17 protein-coding genes and 1 pseudogene are annotated in these 19,648 nt (G+C 40.5%); all 18 read left to right on the top strand.

Features of this window, described 5'->3' with window-relative positions:
• The first annotated feature begins 229 nt into the window (after positions 1–229).
• The 18 genes and pseudogenes from I588_RS26960 (at position 230) to I588_RS18045 (ending at position 19,638) form a co-directional block, all read left to right on the top strand.
• Complete coding sequence (locus I588_RS26960) at positions 230–487, top strand: hypothetical protein (protein WP_016250081.1); 258 nt, start codon at positions 230–232, stop codon at positions 485–487.
• A 665-nt stretch (positions 488–1,152) separates the two neighbouring features.
• Complete coding sequence (locus I588_RS18120; protein WP_034693976.1) at positions 1,153–2,169, top strand: LacI family DNA-binding transcriptional regulator; 1,017 nt, start codon at positions 1,153–1,155, stop codon at positions 2,167–2,169.
• 138 nt (positions 2,170–2,307) lie between these two features.
• Positions 2,308–3,609, top strand: coding sequence for a pyrimidine-nucleoside phosphorylase (locus I588_RS18115; protein WP_010758303.1), 1,302 nt, complete (start codon positions 2,308–2,310; stop codon positions 3,607–3,609).
• 13 nt (positions 3,610–3,622) lie between these two features.
• The gene (gene deoC / locus I588_RS18110; RefSeq protein ID WP_010758302.1) at positions 3,623–4,285 is read left to right on the top strand and encodes a deoxyribose-phosphate aldolase; all 663 of its coding nucleotides are present in this window, start codon (positions 3,623–3,625) and stop codon (positions 4,283–4,285) included.
• Between the two features lie 20 nt (positions 4,286–4,305).
• A complete protein-coding gene (locus I588_RS18105) occupies positions 4,306–4,701 on the top strand; it encodes a cytidine deaminase (RefSeq protein WP_010758301.1) in 396 nt (131 codons plus the stop codon).
• 61 nt (positions 4,702–4,762) lie between these two features.
• On the top strand, positions 4,763–5,860 hold the full coding sequence (locus I588_RS18100; RefSeq protein WP_010758300.1) for a BMP family lipoprotein: 1,098 nt from the start codon (positions 4,763–4,765) through the stop codon (positions 5,858–5,860).
• Positions 5,861–6,040: 180 nt separating this feature from the next.
• On the top strand, positions 6,041–7,576 hold the full coding sequence (locus I588_RS18095; protein WP_425387125.1) for an ABC transporter ATP-binding protein: 1,536 nt from the start codon (positions 6,041–6,043) through the stop codon (positions 7,574–7,576).
• On the top strand, positions 7,569–8,696 hold the full coding sequence (locus tag I588_RS18090; RefSeq protein ID WP_010758298.1) for an ABC transporter permease: 1,128 nt from the start codon (positions 7,569–7,571) through the stop codon (positions 8,694–8,696). Before I588_RS18095 ends, I588_RS18090 begins: the two co-directional genes overlap by 8 nt.
• Complete coding sequence (locus tag I588_RS18085; protein ID WP_010758297.1) at positions 8,696–9,649, top strand: ABC transporter permease; 954 nt, start codon at positions 8,696–8,698, stop codon at positions 9,647–9,649. Before I588_RS18090 ends, I588_RS18085 begins: the two co-directional genes overlap by 1 nt.
• A 433-nt stretch (positions 9,650–10,082) precedes the next feature.
• Complete coding sequence (gene deoB / locus I588_RS18080) at positions 10,083–11,255, top strand: phosphopentomutase (RefSeq protein ID WP_010758296.1); 1,173 nt, start codon at positions 10,083–10,085, stop codon at positions 11,253–11,255.
• 58 nt (positions 11,256–11,313) lie between these two features.
• A complete protein-coding gene (locus I588_RS18075; RefSeq protein ID WP_010758295.1) occupies positions 11,314–12,132 on the top strand; it encodes a purine-nucleoside phosphorylase in 819 nt (272 codons plus the stop codon).
• 36 nt (positions 12,133–12,168) lie between these two features.
• A complete protein-coding gene (gene deoD / locus I588_RS18070; protein WP_010758294.1) occupies positions 12,169–12,876 on the top strand; it encodes a purine-nucleoside phosphorylase in 708 nt (235 codons plus the stop codon).
• Between the two features lie 57 nt (positions 12,877–12,933).
• A complete protein-coding gene (locus tag I588_RS18065) occupies positions 12,934–13,680 on the top strand; it encodes an alpha/beta fold hydrolase (protein WP_034693973.1) in 747 nt (248 codons plus the stop codon).
• Positions 13,681–13,739: 59 nt separating this feature from the next.
• A complete protein-coding gene (locus I588_RS18060) occupies positions 13,740–14,927 on the top strand; it encodes an iron-containing alcohol dehydrogenase (RefSeq protein ID WP_010758292.1) in 1,188 nt (395 codons plus the stop codon).
• A 130-nt stretch (positions 14,928–15,057) separates the two neighbouring features.
• Positions 15,058–15,316: pseudogene (locus I588_RS26955) on the top strand (IS66 family transposase); the annotation flags it as partial.
• Between the two features lie 242 nt (positions 15,317–15,558).
• Positions 15,559–16,353 carry a MurR/RpiR family transcriptional regulator gene (locus tag I588_RS18055; protein WP_010758291.1) on the top strand — a complete coding sequence of 265 codons (795 nt, stop codon included), beginning with the start codon at positions 15,559–15,561 and terminating at the stop codon, positions 16,351–16,353.
• Between the two features lies 1 nt (position 16,354).
• A complete protein-coding gene (locus I588_RS18050) occupies positions 16,355–17,791 on the top strand; it encodes a glycoside hydrolase family 1 protein (RefSeq protein ID WP_010758290.1) in 1,437 nt (478 codons plus the stop codon).
• Positions 17,792–17,793: 2 nt separating this feature from the next.
• On the top strand, positions 17,794–19,638 hold the full coding sequence (locus I588_RS18045; RefSeq protein ID WP_010758289.1) for a glucose PTS transporter subunit IIA: 1,845 nt from the start codon (positions 17,794–17,796) through the stop codon (positions 19,636–19,638).
• The last annotated feature ends 10 nt before the right edge of the window (positions 19,639–19,648 follow it).

Genomic DNA, 19,648 nt, shown 5'->3' with positions numbered 1-19,648 from the left:
GAAAAGCAGTGGAGAGGGATCGGTGCTAAGCCCTCTCGTATTTATATGGCAAGGAACCAGCATACTTCACTAATCCTCTATTTCCAAGTCTGATGAACAAGAACATCGTCTCCTATCTCATTGGCAGTATTTTTTCAAGACAGGCGAAGTAACCGAAAAAGCACCAAAATATATCAAAGCAGCAAAGAAACGAATAGATTTTTATCAACTCGATGAGGAGGAGAAAAAGATGATTATGAGAATTGATAAAGCCAAAGCAATAAAGAAAGCTGAAATAGATTATGCACGTAAGGAAGGAAAGTTGGAAGGGAAGCTAGAAGGAAAGCTAGAAGGAAAGCTAGAGGGAAAGTTGGAGGGAAAGCTAGAAGGAAAGCTAGAAGTTGCAGCAAATTTCTTAAAAATGGGTATGACACCAGAACAGGTGGCGGAAGGAACCGGGCTGAGTATTGAACAGATCAACGAGTTGAATGAGAACAAAGCTGACTGATCTTAATCATTATTAGTGCAAGTTTTTCCGGGTAGATTTGCCGAAGGAAAAGCACTGGAGAGGGTGTAGTGCTAAGCCCTCTCGTGTTTATTAGGCAAAGAACCGGCAAACTTCACTATTCCTCTGCTTTTTTAGTCTGAAGAACAAGAGCATCGTTTCCTGGCTCATTGACAATATTTTTTCAAAACAGGCGAAGTAACTGAGGATGCACCAGGCTATATCGAAGTAGCGAAGAAACGAATGGAATAGGGTCTGGGCTACATGCTTGATAGGGAAGTCTTGCGTAATCGCTCGACTGTAGAGTAATCGGTCCTTTATCAAGTGCAATAGATTCGAACGGCTATGCGAAGTGTGCAGCCGTTTTTTTGTATTAGAAGCGACTGGGGACTTGCACTAGACTATGAGAACATGCTTGATGAAATGTTCCTTAAATGTGCTAAACAAAGGATAAAAAATTGTGCGGCCAAGCGATTGAACCAAGCAACAGTAAGAAAAGAAATAGTTGCCTGATTTTAAAAAAGCAAAAATTGAAATGGAAACGGTGCTTGTTTTTCTAAAAAGCTGCATCAGGAAATTAGCACAAATTGCTGATTTTTTGAAAAATACTTTCTTTCTAAATATCTCTTTGCTAAACTGAGGGAAAACAAGTGAAAGGAAATGCTTCGATGAAAATCACAATAAAAGAGATTGCAGAGCTGGCTGGTGTTTCAGTAACGACAGTATCGCAAATTTTGAATAATAAAGGCAGTCGCTTCAGTGAACAGACACGAAAAAAGGTCTTGTCGATTGTCGAGGAATATCATTACAAGCCTGACTTCTTTGCGGCCAATTTGATTAATCGGCATTCTAAAACGATCGGCATGATTGTTCCCGATGTAACAGATTTTTTCTTTTCCAAGATTATCGAAGGGGTAGAAAGCTACCTCAATCCATTGGGCTACATGATCATTTTATGCAACTCAAGGCATGATAAAGAACAAGAAATTCGTTACTTGAATGAATTGTCTCATCGTTCGGTAGATGGTATCTTGCTGGCAACTCCCAATCAGTTATCGCCGGAGCAATCACTGGAAAGTGATTTTTATCGGGATCGTCCGATTGTACTGATTGACCGCGGATTGAATGAGCGTGACTGGGGACAGCTGTTAGTCGAGGAGTATGCTGGAGCGCAGGAAGTTGTTCGTATGCTGGTGAATAACGGGCATCGTCATATTGGCATGCTGAAGGAAAACGAAGGCTATTACCAATTATCTGAACGGGTGAATGCGTATCGTCAAGTTGTCTTTGAATATCAGCTGCCTTTTAATGAGAGTTACATTAGTACGGGTGATTTAACGATTGCTGGCGGATACAAAGCAGCGAAGGAATTATTGAAAAATGAACAAATTACTGCTGTTTTTTGTGGGAATGACGAAATGGCGATTGGCTGTTACCAGGCAATCTATGAAAGCGGACGTAAAATTCCGGATGATATTTCGGTTGTGGGATTTGACGGGTTAGAGGTCAGCCAGTATATGGTACCGCCATTGACAACAGTGTTCCAGCCGAGCTTCGAGATCGGTTTTTCAGCGGCTAAATTTCTAGTGGATGCCATCAATTTTCCTTCTCAGAGAATTCCGAATAAAATCTTTCAAACTAAATTAATTATTCGTGAGAGTGTGAAAAAAAAGGTTGAGGCTTGACAATTTAGCTTCTTCTCGTTATAGTAACGATGGTAGCGTTTCCTAAAAGCGTTTCCTTGTTGAGTAAACTGTTTTACTAAAGTGGTTTACCTTTTGGTTTTTTAATGTATAATTAGTTTGAAGTTTGGAGGCAATACTATGAGAATGGTGGACTTGATCGAAAAGAAACGTGACGGAAAAACCTTAACGAAAGACGAAATTGACTTTATTATTAACGGCTACACGGCCAAAGAAATCCCTGATTATCAAATGAGTGCCTTGCTGATGGCGATTTTTTATCAGGACATGACGGATGAAGAAATTTCTAACCTAACCTTAGCGATGGCAAATTCTGGAGAAATTATTGATCTTTCTTCCATCGAAGGGGTTAAGGTGGATAAGCATTCGACCGGCGGTGTTGGGGATACAACTACGTTAGTGTTAGCACCTTTAGTAGCTAGTGTTGGTGTCCCTGTTGCCAAAATGTCTGGGCGTGGCCTGGGCTTTACCGGTGGGACACTGGACAAATTTGAATCAATTCCCGGCTTTCGAATTGAACTGTCTGATCAAGAGTTCATCGACATTGTTAACAAGAGTAAGGTTGCGGTAATCGGTCAGTCAGGAAACTTAGCACCGGCAGATAAGCTGTTGTATGCTTTGCGGGATGTAACAGGCACGGTCGACTCGATTCCGTTGATTGCCAGCTCAATCATGAGCAAGAAAATCGCAGCGGGTGCAGATGCAATTGTGTTAGATGTGACAACTGGCGAAGGCGCATTTATGAAGAACCTAGAGGATGCAAAACGCTTGGCGCAAACAATGGTACGCATTGGCAAATTGGCTGGTCGGCAAACAATGGCCGTTATTTCTGATATGTCAGAGCCGCTAGGTGAGGCGATCGGGAATAGTTTGGAAATTGTTGAAGCAATTGATACACTTAAAGGCGAAGGCCCAGAGGATTTAACGGAAATGTGCTATGTTTTGGGCAGTCAAATGGTGGTATTAGCAGGCAAAGCGGAAACCTTGGATGACGCTCGTCAATTGTTGAAGGAAGCATTGGATTCTGGCAAAGCACTGGAAAAATTCCGTGAAATGATTGAAGATCAAGGCGGCGACAGCTCAGTAGTCGACCATCCTGAAAAACTGTTAACAGCTCGCTATGAAAGTGAGCTGCCAGCTAAAACTTCAGGCTATGTAACCAAACTTGTAGCCAATGAAATTGGTATTGCGGCGATGCTGCTTGGTGCCGGACGTAAGACGAAGGAAGATGCCATCGATCATGCTGTCGGGATTAAGCTTCACAAAAAGGTCGGTGAAAAGGTTGAAGCCGGCGAATCGTTGTTAACTATTTATGCCAACACTGAAGAAATTCAGGAGGTAGAAAAACTGCTTTACGAAAATATTGAAATCGGGGATCAAGCGGTCGAACCGACATTAATACACGGTATTGTTACCGAATGAGAGGATGGAACACATGGAATTAAATCGAATGATTGATCACACAATTTTGAAGGCTGATGCGACGAAGGATGATGTGATGAAAATTATCGAAGAAGCGAAAAAATATCATTTTTACTCAGTCTGCATTAATCCTACTTGGGTGAGCATGGCGGCCAAGGAATTGCAGGGCGAACCTGTAGCTGTCTGTACCGTTATCGGATTCCCATTAGGGGCTAATACTTCTGAAGTGAAGGCCTTTGAAGCAAAAAATGCGATTGAAAACGGCGCAGATGAAGTCGACATGGTGATCAACATCGGCGAATTAAAGGATGGTAATTACGATAAGGTGCAAAAAGATATTGAGGCAGTGGTTGCTGCAGCGAAGGATCAAGCCCTAGTAAAAGTAATTATCGAAACTTCTTTATTAGAACGGGAAGAAAAAATCAAAGCGTGTGAATTGGCGAAGGCTGCTGGTGCAGATTTTGTTAAAACATCAACCGGCTTTTCAACTGGCGGAGCAACAATTGACGATGTGAAGCTGATGAGAGAAACCGTCGGACCAGAAATGGGCGTGAAGGCTTCTGGCGGCATTCATAATGCCAAAGAAGCAATGGCAATGATCGAAGCCGGTGCTACTCGTTTAGGTGCCAGCTCAGGCGTAGCCATCATGAACGGGTTATCTGGAACCGGCTACTAATTCAACGACTAGGAGACAACATGACAGCAAAAAAAGAATGGATCGATGTTGCAATCGATGCTTTAGACAAGGCGTATGTACCTTACTCGCATTTTCCAGTAGGGGCTTGCCTCGTTACTAAAGATGGCAAGATTTATCAAGGCTTGAATATTGAAAATGCTTCTTACGGCTTAAGTAATTGCGCAGAAAGAACCGCATTTTTCAAGGCAGTATCAGAAGGGGAAAAGGAATTTAGTCATTTGGTCATTGCGGGACATACCCCACAGCCGATTTCTCCCTGCGGTGCTTGTCGTCAAGTCATGGCAGAATTTTGTGAACCAAGCATGCCAGTAACCTTAGTCGGTGACAACGGTGTTCAAAAAGAAATGACCGTTGAAGGATTACTGCCATATATGTTTACCGACAAAGATTTATAAACTTGTTCATTCAGTCATCTGACTGTTGAAAAAAATACCATACTTAGGGGGCTTTACAGAAATGAAAAAAGCAAAATTATTTGGTCTAGGCGCGGTGGCGTTGGCTTCAGTGCTATTACTAGGTGCATGCGGCGGCGGTGGCGGCGGCACAACTGACTCATCAGGCGGCGGTTCAGCTTCTGGCGGCGACGCAGATCACAGTGTTGCAATCGTAACTGATATTGGTGGGGTAGATGACCGTTCATTTAACCAATCAGCTTGGGAAGGTTTACAAGCTTGGGGTAAAGAACACAAAATTGAACGCGGTACAGGCGGATATGATTATATCCAATCTGACAATGCGTCTCAGTACACTACCAACATTGATTCAGCTGTTTCAAATGGATTCCACACAATCTTTGGTGTAGGTTACTTGTTAGCAGATCCAATTTCAGCAGCAGCAGACACAAACCCAGATACAAACTTCGTAATTATTGACTCAGTCATTGAAGACAAAAAGAACGTTGTTTCAGCAACCTTTAAAGATAATGAAGCAGCTTACCTTGCAGGTGTAGCAGCAGCTCATACAACTAAGACTGACAAAGTTGGTTTCATCGGTGGAGAAGAAGGCGTCGTTATTGACCGTTTCGAAGCTGGTTTCGTTAAAGGTGTAGAAGACACTGCTAAAGAAATGGGCAAAGAAATTCCTGTAGATGTTCAATACGCAGCATCATTTGGTGACCCGGCAAAAGGTAAAGCTTTGGCAGCAAACATGTTTGATAATGATATTGACGTAATTTACCATGCTTCAGGCGGTACTGGTAACGGTGTATTCTCAGAAGCAAAAGCTCGTAACGAAAAAGTTGCAGCAGATGACAAAGTTTGGGTTATCGGTGTAGATAGCGACCAACAAAATGAAGGTAAATACACTGACAAAGATGGCAACGAAAGCAACTTCTGTTTAACTTCAACACTTAAAGGTGTAGGTGCAGCGGTGCAAGATATTTCTACTCGTGCCTTGAATGATGAATTCCCTGGTGGCGAACACTTAGTATTTGGTTTGAAAGACGGCGGCGTTTCATTAACAGATGGTTTCTTATCTGATGAAGCAAAAACTGCAGTCAACGAAGCAAAAGACAAAGTCAGCAATGGCGATGTAAAGGTTCCAGAAAAACCATAAGTGAATAATTTTACCATAACCTCTTTTTAGAGGTTATGGTATCCTTCTTTGTTTAATTAAGCTGCACAGAATGCGCGGTTTAATTAAGGGAAGAAACCCTTTGATAGTTAATGGATGTCTAGGTCTTAAAAAGTGATAGGATGTGAAAAAAGAGTGGCAGAAGAACAATATGTCATTGAAATGCGCAACATCACCAAACAATTTGGCACCTTTAAAGCCAATGACAATATCAATCTGCAGATCCGCAAAGGCGAGATTCATGCGCTTTTAGGGGAAAACGGTGCCGGGAAATCGACACTGATGAATGTGTTGTCAGGGTTGTTGCAGCCCACTTCTGGTGAGATTTTAATGGATGGTCAAAAGGTTGATATCTCCAGTCCTACGAGAGCGAACCAATTAGGGATTGGGATGGTCCATCAGCATTTCATGTTAGTCGATGCGTTTACCGTTACTGAGAACATTATTTTAGGTAGTGAGCCTACTAGCGGAATTACCTTGGATAAGAAGAAGGCTGCTGAAGAAATCAAACGGTTGTCACAGGAGTATGGATTGCAGGTAGATCCGGATGCGTATGTTCGGGATATTTCAGTTGGGATGCAGCAGCGGGTTGAGATTTTAAAAACCTTGTACCGTGGCGCAAACGTACTGATCTTTGATGAACCGACCGCTGTATTAACACCGCAGGAAATTGATGAATTAATTGAAATCATGGATGGTCTAGTTAAAGAAGGCAAATCAATTATTTTGATTACTCACAAACTGGATGAAATTAAAAAGGTTGCCGATCGTTGTTCGGTTATCCGTCGTGGACAGTATATCGGAACGGTAGATGTAGCCGATGTCAGCTCACAACAATTAGCGGATATGATGGTTGGCCGCTCTGTATCCTTTAAAACAGACAAAAAACCAGCAACACCAGGTGAGGTCGTTTTAGCAATTAAGGATTTAGTTGTTAAAGAAAGCCGTGGTCTGGAAGCAGTGAAGAAGTTAAGCTTGGATGTTCATCGTGGCGAAGTACTAGGTATTGCCGGGATTGACGGGAATGGACAATCGGAATTGATTCAAGCACTAACTGGTTTGCGTAAGGTAGAAAGCGGCTCTGTAACACTAAATGGTGCCAATATTACCGGTAAGAGACCACGTCAGATTACTGAATCTGGTGTTGGACACGTACCTGAGGACCGTCACAAGTACGGATTGATTTTGCAATTATCCTTATCAGAAAATATCGCGTTACAAACTTATTATCGGGCACCCCTAAGCAAGTCAGGCGTCTTAAACTACAGTGAAATGGACAAATATGCCACACGTTTAATTGAAGAGTATGATGTTCGTACAACCAGTGAAAAGGCGCCGGCTGGTTCTCTATCTGGTGGTAATCAGCAAAAAGCGATCATTGCTCGTGAAGTAGATCGTGATCCAGATTTATTAATTGTCTCTCAGCCAACTCGTGGCTTGGACGTTGGAGCGATCGAATATATTCATAAACGCTTAGTTGAACAACGAGATAAAAACAAAGGTGTTCTGTTAGTAAGCTTTGAATTAGATGAAATTTTAAATGTGTCGGATCGCATTGCCGTAATCCACGCAGGAGAAATCACCGGGATTGTAGATCCAAAAGAAACTTCTGAAAATGAATTAGGTCTGTTAATGGCTGGTTACAGCTTAGAAGAAGCAAGAGCAGAATTACAGAAGGCAGGTGAGGCAAGTGAATGATCGCGCAGAAAGAATGAGAAATATATTAGTACCGATTATTTCAGTTATTTTAGGTTTCGTTTTAGGTGCCTTGCTGATGCTAGTAACTGGTTATAATCCAATTGTTGGCTACAATGCGATGTTTAGTGCAGCCTTCCAAAGTACGATGTCAGTCGGAGAAATCCTGGTTGGTGCAGCTCCTTTGATTTTCACTGCATTGGGATTCTCGGTAGCCAATTCAGCTGGTTTCTTCAATATCGGGCTTTCTGGACAAGCATTGTGCGGCTGGGTTGCCAGTGTTTGGGTTGCTTTAAGCATGCCAGATTCTCCGAAAATCGTAGTTGTGACATTAGCAATTATTGTAGGTGCTTTAGCTGGGGCGGCAGCTGCTGCAATACCAGGTGTTTTACGGGCATTCTTTGGAACAAGTGAAGTTATCGTAACGATTATGATGAACTATGTATTACTCTATGTAGCGAATCATATTGTAAATAATGTCATGTCTGAAGATATTATCTCCAATAAAGGAGTAACTAAAATCGTCGGCATGAATGGAACACTCCGGGCGCCATGGCTAACACAAATTTTTGGCGGCTCCCGAATCAATTTGGGTATCTTTTTGGCATTGATCTTTTTAGTAGTTGTTTGGTTCTTAATGAAGAAAACAACATTAGGTTTTGAAATTCGTTCCGTTGGTTTGAATCCATTTGCCTCTGAATATGCAGGGATGAGCAGCAAACGTACGATTATTGTCTCTATGATTATCTCAGGACTTTTGGCAGGTCTTGGTGGTGTTGTTCAAGGAATTGGTACCTTCAACAATTACTTTGTACAGGGAGCATCTATCAGTATTGGGTTTGACGGAATGGCCGTCTCCTTGTTAGGAAATGGCAGCTCCATCGGAATCCTATTGTCGGCCTTACTATTCAGTGTTCTAAAACTTGGTGGACAAGGAATGCAGTTTGCGGGAATTCCAAGTGAATTAGCCAATAGTGTCATTCCATTAATTATCTTCTTTGTTGCAATCAACTATGTGGTACGTTTAGGTTTAGCAAAAGTTTCCGGCAGCAAAAAGCAAGTAGAGGTTGTTGAGGAAAAAAGTAAGCCGAATGAGGAAAATCAAGAAGGGGGCGAGTTGTAATGAATATGCAGCTACTAAGTTCATTAATTACCCAGACGTTAGTGTATTCAGCGCCTCTGATCTTAACTGCTCTTGGCGGTGTGTTTTCGGAACGAAGTGGGATTGTAAACGTTGGTTTGGAAGGAATCATGGTAATGGGTGCCTTCACTTCTGTCGTCTTTAACTTAAGTTTTGCGGATCAGCTTGGTGCCATGACTCCTTGGTTTGGGGTACTGGCAGGTGGAGCAGCTGGTGTAATCTTTGCCCTGCTGCATGCTGTAGCGACTGTTCATTTCCGAGCCGATCATATCATCAGCGGGACGGTAATGAATTTGCTGGCACCGCCTTTAACGATCTTTTTGATCAAGGTTATTTACGGAAAAGGACAAACGGATACGATTCAACAGCAATTTGGTTACTTCAGCTTTCCTGGTCTAAGCAAAATTCCAGTTATTGGTGACTTATTCTTTAACAATACTAGTTTACCAGCTTACTTTGCTATTTTAGTAGCAGTCATCTCCTGGTTTATTATTTTCAAAACCAAATTTGGCTTGCGTCTGCGTTCAGTGGGTGAAAATCCGTTAGCAGCAGATACGTTAGGGATTAATGTGTATGCCTTACGTTACTCAGGCGTTCTAATTTCAGGCTTCCTTGGCGGCATGGGTGGTGCGATTTTCGCTCAGTCAATCGCTGGACGATTCGCTTCAACTACTATTGCCGGACAAGGCTTTATCTCAATGGCAGCGATGATCTTTGGTAAATGGAATCCGTTAGGTGCAATGGGAGCGGCAATCTTCTTCGGATTTGCCCAAAACCTAAGTATCGCTGGAGCCAACCTGCCGTTGATCTCTGAAATTCCAGATGTTTATCTACAAGCAGCACCATATGTATTAACGATTGTAGTTCTAGTCCTATTCTTAGGAAAAGCCGCTGCGCCAAAAGCCGACGGTGTCAACTACATCAAATCAAAATAAAAACTTTTTGTATCAAAGGGTGGGACTATGGGACACGTTTCTTAGTCGCGCCCTTTGCTAGTTCCACTTTTTGCAGTTTATTTAGTTAAATAGTTTTACATGAATCACCAACTATATAAAGTGAAAATATCTTAGTGGAATAGTATACGTACGAAGATAATAGTAATTTTTCCTCAGAAAAATTACCACTTTACTCATGAGCTAGAGCTAGTTCCACTTTTTGCAGTTTATTTAGCTAAAATAGTTTTATATGAATTACCAACCACATAAAGAGAAAATATCTTAGTGGAATAGTATACGTATGAAGATGAGACAATACTAGTGAGTTAGTTCTCAGTCCAACTTTTCGCAGTTTATTTAGCTAAAACAGTTTTATACGAATTACAAATTTTTTATCCTTGAAACAAATTAATCAGAAAGAAGGAATTGGAAAATGTTTAAACGCATACATTTAGTTGTAATGGATTCAGTCGGGATTGGTGAAGCACCAGATGCAGATAAATTTAATGATCTTGGTTCAGATACATTGGGACATATCGCCGAGGAAGCAGGGTTAACAATTCCCCATTTGGAACAGCTGGGTCTTGGAAGCATCCGGCCGTTAAAAGGCGTAAAGAATGTAGAAGATCATGATGGCTATGCAACTAAACTGGAAGAAATTTCAGTGGGCAAGGATACGATGACAGGGCACTGGGAAATTGCTGGCTTAAATATTCAAACCCCATTCCGGGTATTTCCAGAAGGCTTCCCACAAGAATTACTAGACAAAATTTCTGAGTTTTCTGGTCGAGGAATTATTATGGGGGCAAATAAACCATATAGCGGGACCGAAGTAATTGCTGACTTTGGGGAAGAGCAAATGAAGACGGGCGATTTAATCATTTATACATCTGCTGATCCAGTGCTGCAAATCGCTGCTCATGAAGAAATTATTCCGTTAGAAGAATTGTATCGGATTTGCGAATATACCCGGGAAATTACTAAAGATGATCCTTACATGATTGGTCGAATTATTGCCCGCCCTTATTTAGGCGAACCAGGCAACTTCACTCGTACCAGCAATCGTCACGATTATGCCTTAGATCCATTTGGCAAAACGGTCTTGGATTCATTAAAGGAAAACGGTAAAGATGTCATTGCAGTAGGTAAGATCAACGATATCTTCAATGGACAAGGCATTACCGATTCTGTTCGTACGAAGAGCAACATGGACGGTGTGGATCAATTACTAAATGTAATGAAAAAAGATTTTACTGGTTTAAGCTTTACCAACTTAGTTGATTTTGATGCTTTGTACGGTCATCGTCGTGATGTTGTGGGCTACGCGCATGCGATTGAAGATTTCGATTTACGGATTCCTGAAATTTTGGATGCTATGGAAGAGGACGATCTATTAATGATTACCGCTGACCACGGGAACGATCCGACTTATTCTGGAACTGACCACACAAGAGAATATGTTCCATTATTAGTTTATAGCAAGCAATTACAAGAAAAAGGCAAGCTACCGCAAGGCTATTATTCAGATATTGCTGCAACAATTGCTGAAAACTTTGAAGTGCCTGCCACTGAAAATGGCGAAAGCTTCTTAAAATTATTAAAATAAAGAGGAGTCAGTAAGAGGTCAGCATTTCTGACCTCAAAAGATAGCATAGGAGGATATTATGACCGAGTTACAAGAAAAGATTCAACAGACAGCAGCATTTATCCAAGAAAAAGGTGTGGGAGAGGTTGAGTTTGGTCTGATTTTAGGCTCAGGCTTAGGTGAACTGGCAGAAGAGATTCAGGAGCCGGTGATTATTTCTTACAACGAAATTCCGCATTTCCCAATTTCGACTGTCGTAGGACATGCTGGTCAATTGGTCTATGGAACGTTAGCGGGTAAAAAAGTGTTGGCGATGCAGGGGCGCTTCCATTTTTATGAAGGCAATCCAATGGAAACGGTGACTTATCCAGTTCGTGTAATGGCCGCTTTAGGCATTCATTCGGTAGTTGTAACCAATGCTGCCGGTGGGGTGAATGAACAATTTACTCCAGGCAACTTGATGTTGATTACGGATCATATTAATTTCATGGGAACCAATCCATTAATTGGACCAAATGATGAAGCTATGGGGCCGCGTTTCCCAGATATGAGTGCTGCCTACAACAAAGAGTATCAAGCAAAAGCGCGAGAAATTGCACAAAAGCTTTCGCTAGATTTAAAAGAAGGCGTCTATATGGGATTCACTGGTCCGACCTACGAAACACCGGCTGAAATCCGCATGGCTCGGGCAATGGGTGCCGATGCTGTGGGAATGTCCACTGTTCCAGAGGTAATTGTGGCGGTTCACAACGGTTTGAAGGTATTAGGCATTTCTTGTATCACCAACTTAGCAGCTGGAATGCAGGCAAACCTGAATCATGCAGAGGTTGTGGAAACAACGGAACGAGTGAAGGAAGACTTCAAAAAGTTAGTAAAAGAAACTTTAGCCGTTTTATAGTAAGATAAAAAGAGACTAATAGTAGGAGTGAAATGAATGAGCGTCCATATTGAAGCCAAAGAAGGCGAAATTGCTGATAAGATTTTATTACCGGGAGACCCGTTGCGGGCAAAATTCATCGCAGAAAACTTTTTAGAAGATGCAAAATGCTACAACAATGTGCGCGGTATGCTAGGATTTACTGGTACTTATAAAGGGGAGCGTGTATCTGTTCAAGGAACAGGTATGGGGATGCCGTCTGCCGGTATTTATGCCCAAGAATTGATCCAATCCTATGGTGTAAAGAAATTGATTCGCGTGGGTACTTGCGGTGCGTTATCTGAAGATGTACATGTTCGTGATTTGGTTCTGGCTCAAGGTGCCGTAACCAGCTCATCAATGGTAGCAAAGCACTTCCCAGATTTTCATTTTCCGCCGATCGCAGACTTTGCGATGCTGCAAAAGGCTTATGAGGTAGCGGCAGAAAAAGGCTTTACGACTCACGTAGGAAATGTTTTATCGGAGGATACGTTCTATAAGGATGATATGGCACCAACTTTCCGCTTGGCTGAATACGGTGTAATGGGCGTAGAAATGGAAGCGGCGATCCTGTATTATTTAGGCGCGAAATTCCATGTTCAAGCTTTGGCAATTATGACAGTGAGTGATCATATGATTACAGGGGAAGAAACGACTGCTGAAGAGCGTCAAAATACGTTTAAAGATATGATTCATGTTGGCTTGGAAACGGCCATCGCAAAATAAGTTAAAAAGAGCCACTTCTGAAGACAGAGGTGGTTCTTTGTGCATAGGAGGATGCCTTTGAAAACCACAATTCGCAAACGTTCAGTCGGAAACATTCCACTGCTGGAGGTTGTTGGTGAGGAACAGATTTATGAGCCGCTGCCGTTAATTATTTACTATCATGGTTGGCAAACAGCCAAGGAGCTGGTATTGACGCAGGGCCGTAAGCTGGCTGCTAAAGGGTTTCGCGTGTTGCTGCCGGATGCCGCAAATCACGGTGAGCGCAAAGTTCGCGTATCAGAGATTCCTTCGTTAACCTTTTGGGATAGTATTCAAACGAATTTGTACGAGTTTGGCTATCTAGTGGATTATTTTGAGAATTTAGGTTTAACGATGGGGAAAATGGGTGTAGGTGGTGTCTCTATGGGTGGCATAACTACCTGTATGCTGCTGACGGCCCATCCAGAGATTGATGCGGCGGCTTGCGTGATGGGATCACCCGCTCCTATCAAGTATCGTGACCGCATCAAACAGCACGCAACGGCTGCCGGGTACTTTTTACCTAAGGATTATGAGCAGTTGACCTCTTGGCTGGCTGCATATGATTTGTCGCTGCATCCAGAAAAATTGGCGGGTCGATCGCTGCTGTTTTGGCATGGGACACAGGATGAAAAGATTCCTCATCAACAGGTGGCAGACTTCGTCAAAACACAATCAAATGAAGCGAACATTACTTTTCTTAGCGAAGAGGAGCGTCATTTGGTTAAGGTGCCAACAATGGAAACAATTAGTAATTTTTTTACTGAACAATTTTCCAAGGAATAAGCAGAGCGACTTTTGTTTTTTACTGGTTTGGATTATCATAGACAACAAGGAGGGATTTTATGGACAACTTTAATTTTCATGTAACCACAGATATTCGTTTCGGGAAAGATCGTTTGGCAGAGCTGCCAGAAGTTATGAACCAGTTTGGTAAAAATGTGCTATTGGTTTACGGCGGTGGCAGTATCAAGAAAATTGGTCTGTATGATAAAGTGATGGAACAATTGACTGCTAACGGCAATCGGGTATTTGAGTTAGCTGGGGTTGAGCCCAACCCTCGTGTAGAAACAGTCCGCAAGGGTGTTGAAATCTGTCGTAAAGAAAATATCGACGTATTATTAGCAGTCGGCGGCGGTTCAACCATTGATTGTGCTAAAGTAGTTGCAGCTGCGACTTTGTATGAAGGCGATGCGTGGGATATGGTGCTGCAACGTCGTAAGTTAAATGGTCCAGCTTTACCATTAGTAACAATCTTAACTTTGGCGGCAACTGGTAGTGAAATGAACAGTGGTGCTGTCATTTCCAATTTAAGTACCAACCAAAAATTAGGAGTAGGCAGTCCTTCAATGCTGCCAAAGGTTTCTTTCTTAGATCCAACCAATACTTTTTCAGTAAATAAATATCAAACCGCTGCGGGATCTGCGGATATTTTCAGCCATTTGATTGAGAACTATTTCAAACGGACAGAAGGGACCGATGTTCAGGATTCAGTTTCTGAGGGCTTAATGCGTTCCGTTATCAAAAATTGTCCGCTTGCTTTAAAATATCCAGAGGATTATGATGCACGTGCTAATTTGATGTGGGCCAGCACCTTAGCCTTGAATGGCTTAACCGGCAACGGAAAAACGGGTTCTTGGTCATGTCATCCGATTGAACATGAACTCAGTGCTTTCTATGACATTACCCATGGCGTTGGGTTGGCGATTTTAACTCCACGTTGGATGGAATATGCATTGAATGATGAGACTGTGGCTAAGTTTGCCCAGTTTGCCTGGAATGTTTGGGATGTTGAGGAGAAGGTGCCAATGATGGCAGCTCGCATCGGTATTCAAAAAACGTATGACTACTTCAAAGCCTGCGATATTCCAATGACCTTGCCAGAGGTTGGAATCAACGAAGAAAAATTTGCGATTATGGCACAGCAGGCAGTTGATCACAATGCGATCAAGACCGCAGCTTACGTACCAATGGATGTAAAAGATGTTGAAGGTATTTTAGAGGCTTGCTTAACTGAAAGCAGCTTTGTTTAATTTTTAAAACAGCTGGTTTATCTAACTAAGGATAAACCAGCTGTTTTTTGTAAATGAGAAGGGGGGATTGTAAGCGTCCTATGGAGTAAGTTTCTTGTGGAGGGATTTTTCCTGGTTAGAAGCTGGTTGACTAGAAATTCAGAATAATCGTACGTAACGAGCAATAAAGGAGCTTGTGATAGAAAGACGAAATTGGTTGTTCTCTAAAAGTGACAGGCATCATTTTAAGCATCATTCGAACAGCGGTAGAGAATGGCTTAGACCCAAGAAAATATCTAATACACCTGTTTGAAAAAATACCGAATTTGTCTAATCAAACACCAGCTGCGCTAGCAGCTTATTTGCTAGGGACTCCAGAAATTCAAGCGCAATGTGCCGCCAATTACTAAAAATTCAAGACACTAAACAGAGAACACCTAACTCACTCTAATTCTATAGAATGAGTTAGGTGTTTTAAATACGCCTCAGTATCAGACGTTTACCATTAACTAACCCTTAGATTGCAAATTAAATGGGTTAAGGAAACAAATTGTGGGTTAATAAAAATAAGTTGGCGACAAAAGATGTCCCGCACTATACTTGAAATGGCTATATACTTTAAACATAATCTTACTAGGCCGAGGAGATTAAAATGAAAACTAATCGATTAAGTTTGCTTTACAATATTGAGAAAATTTATAACGAAAATAAAATTGGATCAACTGACTACCAATTAGCAAGGTATCTATTAGAAAACTATGCAGATATTCCACGTTTAAATATTTATGATGTTGCTGAACAAAATCATATGTCAAGAGCAACTGTTAGAAGATTCTGTAATCATCTAGGTTATGCCAACTTTAAAGAAATGAAAAGCCAGTTTAAAGAATTTGAGGATGGACAAGAAAAGTATGTAAGTTTTTATTCAGGTGAGGATTTCCGAATAGTGCTACAACGCCAAATCAATGAAATGATTGATGAGCTAGCGGAAAGAATGAATACAAGTGAGAAGAAAAATATCGTAAATAGATTAATCAAAGCAGACGAAGTTATTATCCTAGCTTCAAGCACTGTAGCCAGCAGTATCCGCATTTTCCAACAAAATCTGGCAATTTTTGGTAAGAGAATTTCACTAATCGTAAGTGAAGATGAGTTGAAGCAACTAAAGCAGTATACAAGTAAAAACAGCTTGCTAATTGTACTATCTATCTCTGGATTACTTGCAGAATCTTTATCTGATGAGATTGATAAGTTGGAAATGCAAAAAGTAATTTTTACGATTAAGAGGAATCCTGAATTTAATAGACAATACAACAAGATTTATCATCTTTGCGGACAAGACAGTCATCAAGTGAATGAAGTTCTATTTTACACATATGGAATCACTTTTGTTTTAGATCTACTTTTTAAAGAATATTTGGATATTAATCAGAAAAGAGGACATTAAAATGCATTATAATCATAAACCAATTTTTCCTGCAAGATTTATGTGGGGAGCTTCAAGTGCTGCTTGGCAGGTAGAAGGAGCCGTTAATGAAGACGGTAGAACACCAGCAATTATTGACTTAAATTCACAAACTAAAAAACCATATACTGATAATTCAATTGCTAGCGATCACTATCACCATTATAAAGAAGATGTTCGCTTGATGAAAGAAGCTGGCTTCACCTCTTACCGCTTCTCAATTGCTTGGCCGCGGATTTATCCGGACAATAGCGGTGTTCCCAATCAATTAGGGATTGATTTTTATAACAATTTGATCAATGAGTTAGTTAGTAACGGAATTGAACCGATTGTTACTCTCTATCATTACGATATGCCAGTTTGGGTAGATAAAGAGTTTAATGGTTGGTATGACAGAGGAATCATTGACGCTTTTGACCAATATGTGCGTACTTGTTTCAAAGAATTCGGAGATCGTGTTAAATACTGGTTATCTATTAACGAACAAAATATGCAAATCTGTTATGGCAAATGGTTGGGTGTATGTAAAAACGAAGATACTTGGTTTGAGGATCAATGGAAGATTAACCATATTATGAACTTATGTCATGCTAAAGCAGTTATTGCCTGTCATGAGATGGTAGACAATGGAAAAATCGGTCCTGTCCCAGGGTATGTTCCAATTTATCCGAGTTCCGCAAATCCAGAAGACCAAATTGCTGCTATGAATGCAGAAGAATTGACTGAAAAAGTTTGGAATGACTTTTATGCTCACCGAAAATATAATGGATTCATTAAAAGCTACTGGAAAGAAAACAACATCGATCCAGACATTCGTCCAGGAGATTTGGAATTATTTGAAAAAGCTAAGATTGATTTCTTTGCATTGAATTGTTATCGGTCTAATGCAGCCAAAGAAGCAAAAATTGATGAAACAGCCCAAAGTTATGAATTAAATAAATCAGGTGTTAAGGGAAATCTAATCTTTCCAGTAGTTCCAGGAGTGTATCAATTGGTTGAAAACCCTTATGTTGAAACAAATGATTGGGATTGGGAAATTGATCCAGTATCACTAAGATATATGTTGAGATATGTTTGGGATCATTATCAATTGCCTATGATGATTACAGAAAATGGCTATGGTGCTCATGAAGACATTGCCGAGGATGGGAAAGTTCATGATCCAGAGCGTGTAGAGTTCTTAAAAACACAAATTTATCAAGTTGGTTTAGCAATTCAAGATGGCTGTGATGTCATTGGTTATAATCCATGGTCATTTACTGACTTGTTAAGTACTGGTAATGGAATGGCAAAACGTTATGGTTTAGTTTTTGTTAATACAACTGATGAAGATTTGAGAGATTTAAAACGAATTCCTAAAGATTCTTATTACTGGTATTCAAACTTGATTAAGTCCAATGGTCAAGATTGGGGAGAATAAGTATGAATAATTACGATGAGTTAGTAAAGTATATTATTGAAAATGTCGGTGGAGCTGAAAATATTGGTAGCGCAACTCATTGCGCTACCCGTCTCCGTTTAAAATTGGTGGATACCCAAAAAGTAAAAAAAGATAAGTTAGATAATAATAAGTTAATTTTGGGAACGGTTGAACGAGGCACTGAAATTCAACTAATTATTGGGCCGGATGTTCCCAAAGTATATTCTATTTTTAATCAGCAAACTGAAAGTATAAAGAAAGAAAATGCATCAATTCCAGCGAAAAAATCAGAATTTTCTTTAAAGAAAATAGGTTCTTCCATTGTGGATTTTGTCAGTGGAACCTTTGTACCGGTATTACCTGTACTGGTGGCTGCCGGGCTAGTGTCAGCAGTTCTTAATATATGTGTAACTTTTTTTGGATTATTTAATGAAAGCGGTACCTATGTTGTGCTTAACGCTATCAATGATGCTGGCTTTTATTTTTTGCCTATCTATATAGGATATAGTGCGGCAAGAAAATTAGGCATTAATTCAATTATGGGAATGTTCCTTGGTGGTATTTTAGTCCATAATACTATCAATGGAATAGAGGGCTTATCATTTTTAAATATTTCTATTCCGCAAGTTAGCTATAATACTACTACTATTCCCGTCATCTTTGGAGTGCTGTTCATGGCTTTGATTGACAAAACAGCTGATCGATTCATTCCCCAAGCAATCAAGTATTTCTTTAAGCCACTGATAGTGATTTTGATTACAGTTCCAGTGACTTTAATCATCTTAGGTCCTTTAGGTAATACAGTTGGAAGCTATATCGCATCTGATTTGTCCTTTATGTATGAAAATCTTGGTTGGTTCTCTGTAGGTATCATTGGGGCTGTAACTCCTTTATTAGTTATGACCGGAACTAATCAGGCTTTGTTTCCACTAGTATTTGCAATGATGGCAGAATTTAACTATGATTCTTTTGTTATGCCAGGAATGCTTGCTGCAAATACTGCCGTTGGAGCTGCAGCATTAGGGATTTTCTTTGTTGAAAAAAATATCGATAAAAAGTCTTTAGCTTTATCCTCAGGAATTACCGGTGTAATGGGTATAACAGAACCAGCAATTTTTGGAGTATTATTAAATTACCGTAGTGCCTTTTTAGGAGCAATTATCGGAGGTGGAGCAGGGGGGATTTTTGCCGGATTAGTGTCACTTAAACAATATGCAGTGGTTTCTCCTGGCTTAGCAGCTATTCCTACTTTTATCCCGACTGATGGAGCAGGTCTAAATAGTAACTTTTGGTTTTCTATTGTAACGATTGTAATTTCTGTTGGTGTTTCACTTGGAGCAACAGTTATCTTGCAAAGAAGAAGACTGCAGACGAATAAAATTGAGTTAGCAGAAGATGCAAAGAAAATTTTTAGTCCCCTAAAAGGACAAGTTGTTTCTTTGGAAACTGTGAATGATGAAATGTTTTCTAAAAAAATATTAGGAGATGGTATTGCAATCAATCCAAGTGATGGCATTCTTTATGCTCCAGTAGATGGTCTTGTTGTGATGACGACAACAACAAATCATGCAATTGGAATTCGAACAAATGATGGTGTTGAACTATTAATGCATGTTGGTATCGATACAGTGACCTTAAATGGCGAGTACATGGAAACATTAGTGAATGATGGCAGCAAGGTCCGGAAAGGTACGCCATTGATAAGATTTGATTTAGAAGAAATCAAAGGAAAAGGAATTGATCTTATTACTCCTGTAATTGTCACTAATTCAGCAGAGTACAAAGTGTTCTCTCAAACAATCCAAAATGAAGTCAATGAGGGAGATTATATTTTTTCTGTTGGATGATTTTTCGAAA

The organism is Enterococcus pallens ATCC BAA-351, assembly GCF_000407485.1.
Classification (GTDB): domain Bacteria; phylum Bacillota; class Bacilli; order Lactobacillales; family Enterococcaceae; genus Enterococcus_A; species Enterococcus_A pallens.
The sequence above is the reverse complement of the archived record's forward strand: the minus strand, read 5'-3'. Positions and strand labels throughout refer to the sequence as shown.

Bases quoted from the DNA above. Each gene is read 5' to 3' on its own strand.
- I588_RS18060 (WP_010758292.1), top strand. From the start codon at position 13,740: ATGGACAACTTTAATTTTCATGTAACCACAGATATTCGTTTCGGGAAA.
- I588_RS18045 (WP_010758289.1), top strand. From the start codon at position 17,794: ATGAATAATTACGATGAGTTAGTAAAGTATATTATTGAAAATGTCGGT.
- I588_RS18075 (WP_010758295.1), top strand. From the start codon at position 11,314: ATGACCGAGTTACAAGAAAAGATTCAACAGACAGCAGCATTTATCCAA.
- I588_RS18055 (WP_010758291.1), top strand. From the start codon at position 15,559: ATGAAAACTAATCGATTAAGTTTGCTTTACAATATTGAGAAAATTTAT.
- I588_RS18085 (WP_010758297.1), top strand. From the start codon at position 8,696: ATGAATATGCAGCTACTAAGTTCATTAATTACCCAGACGTTAGTGTAT.
- deoB (WP_010758296.1), top strand. From the start codon at position 10,083: ATGTTTAAACGCATACATTTAGTTGTAATGGATTCAGTCGGGATTGGT.
- deoC (WP_010758302.1), top strand. From the start codon at position 3,623: ATGGAATTAAATCGAATGATTGATCACACAATTTTGAAGGCTGATGCG.
- I588_RS18100 (WP_010758300.1), top strand. From the start codon at position 4,763: ATGAAAAAAGCAAAATTATTTGGTCTAGGCGCGGTGGCGTTGGCTTCA.
- I588_RS18115 (WP_010758303.1), top strand. From the start codon at position 2,308: ATGAGAATGGTGGACTTGATCGAAAAGAAACGTGACGGAAAAACCTTA.
- deoD (WP_010758294.1), top strand. From the start codon at position 12,169: ATGAGCGTCCATATTGAAGCCAAAGAAGGCGAAATTGCTGATAAGATT.
- I588_RS18050 (WP_010758290.1), top strand. From the start codon at position 16,355: ATGCATTATAATCATAAACCAATTTTTCCTGCAAGATTTATGTGGGGA.
- I588_RS18095 (WP_425387125.1), top strand. From the start codon at position 6,041: ATGCGCAACATCACCAAACAATTTGGCACCTTTAAAGCCAATGACAAT.
- I588_RS26960 (WP_016250081.1), top strand. From the start codon at position 230: ATGATTATGAGAATTGATAAAGCCAAAGCAATAAAGAAAGCTGAAATA.
- I588_RS18105 (WP_010758301.1), top strand. From the start codon at position 4,306: ATGACAGCAAAAAAAGAATGGATCGATGTTGCAATCGATGCTTTAGAC.
- I588_RS18120 (WP_034693976.1), top strand. From the start codon at position 1,153: ATGAAAATCACAATAAAAGAGATTGCAGAGCTGGCTGGTGTTTCAGTA.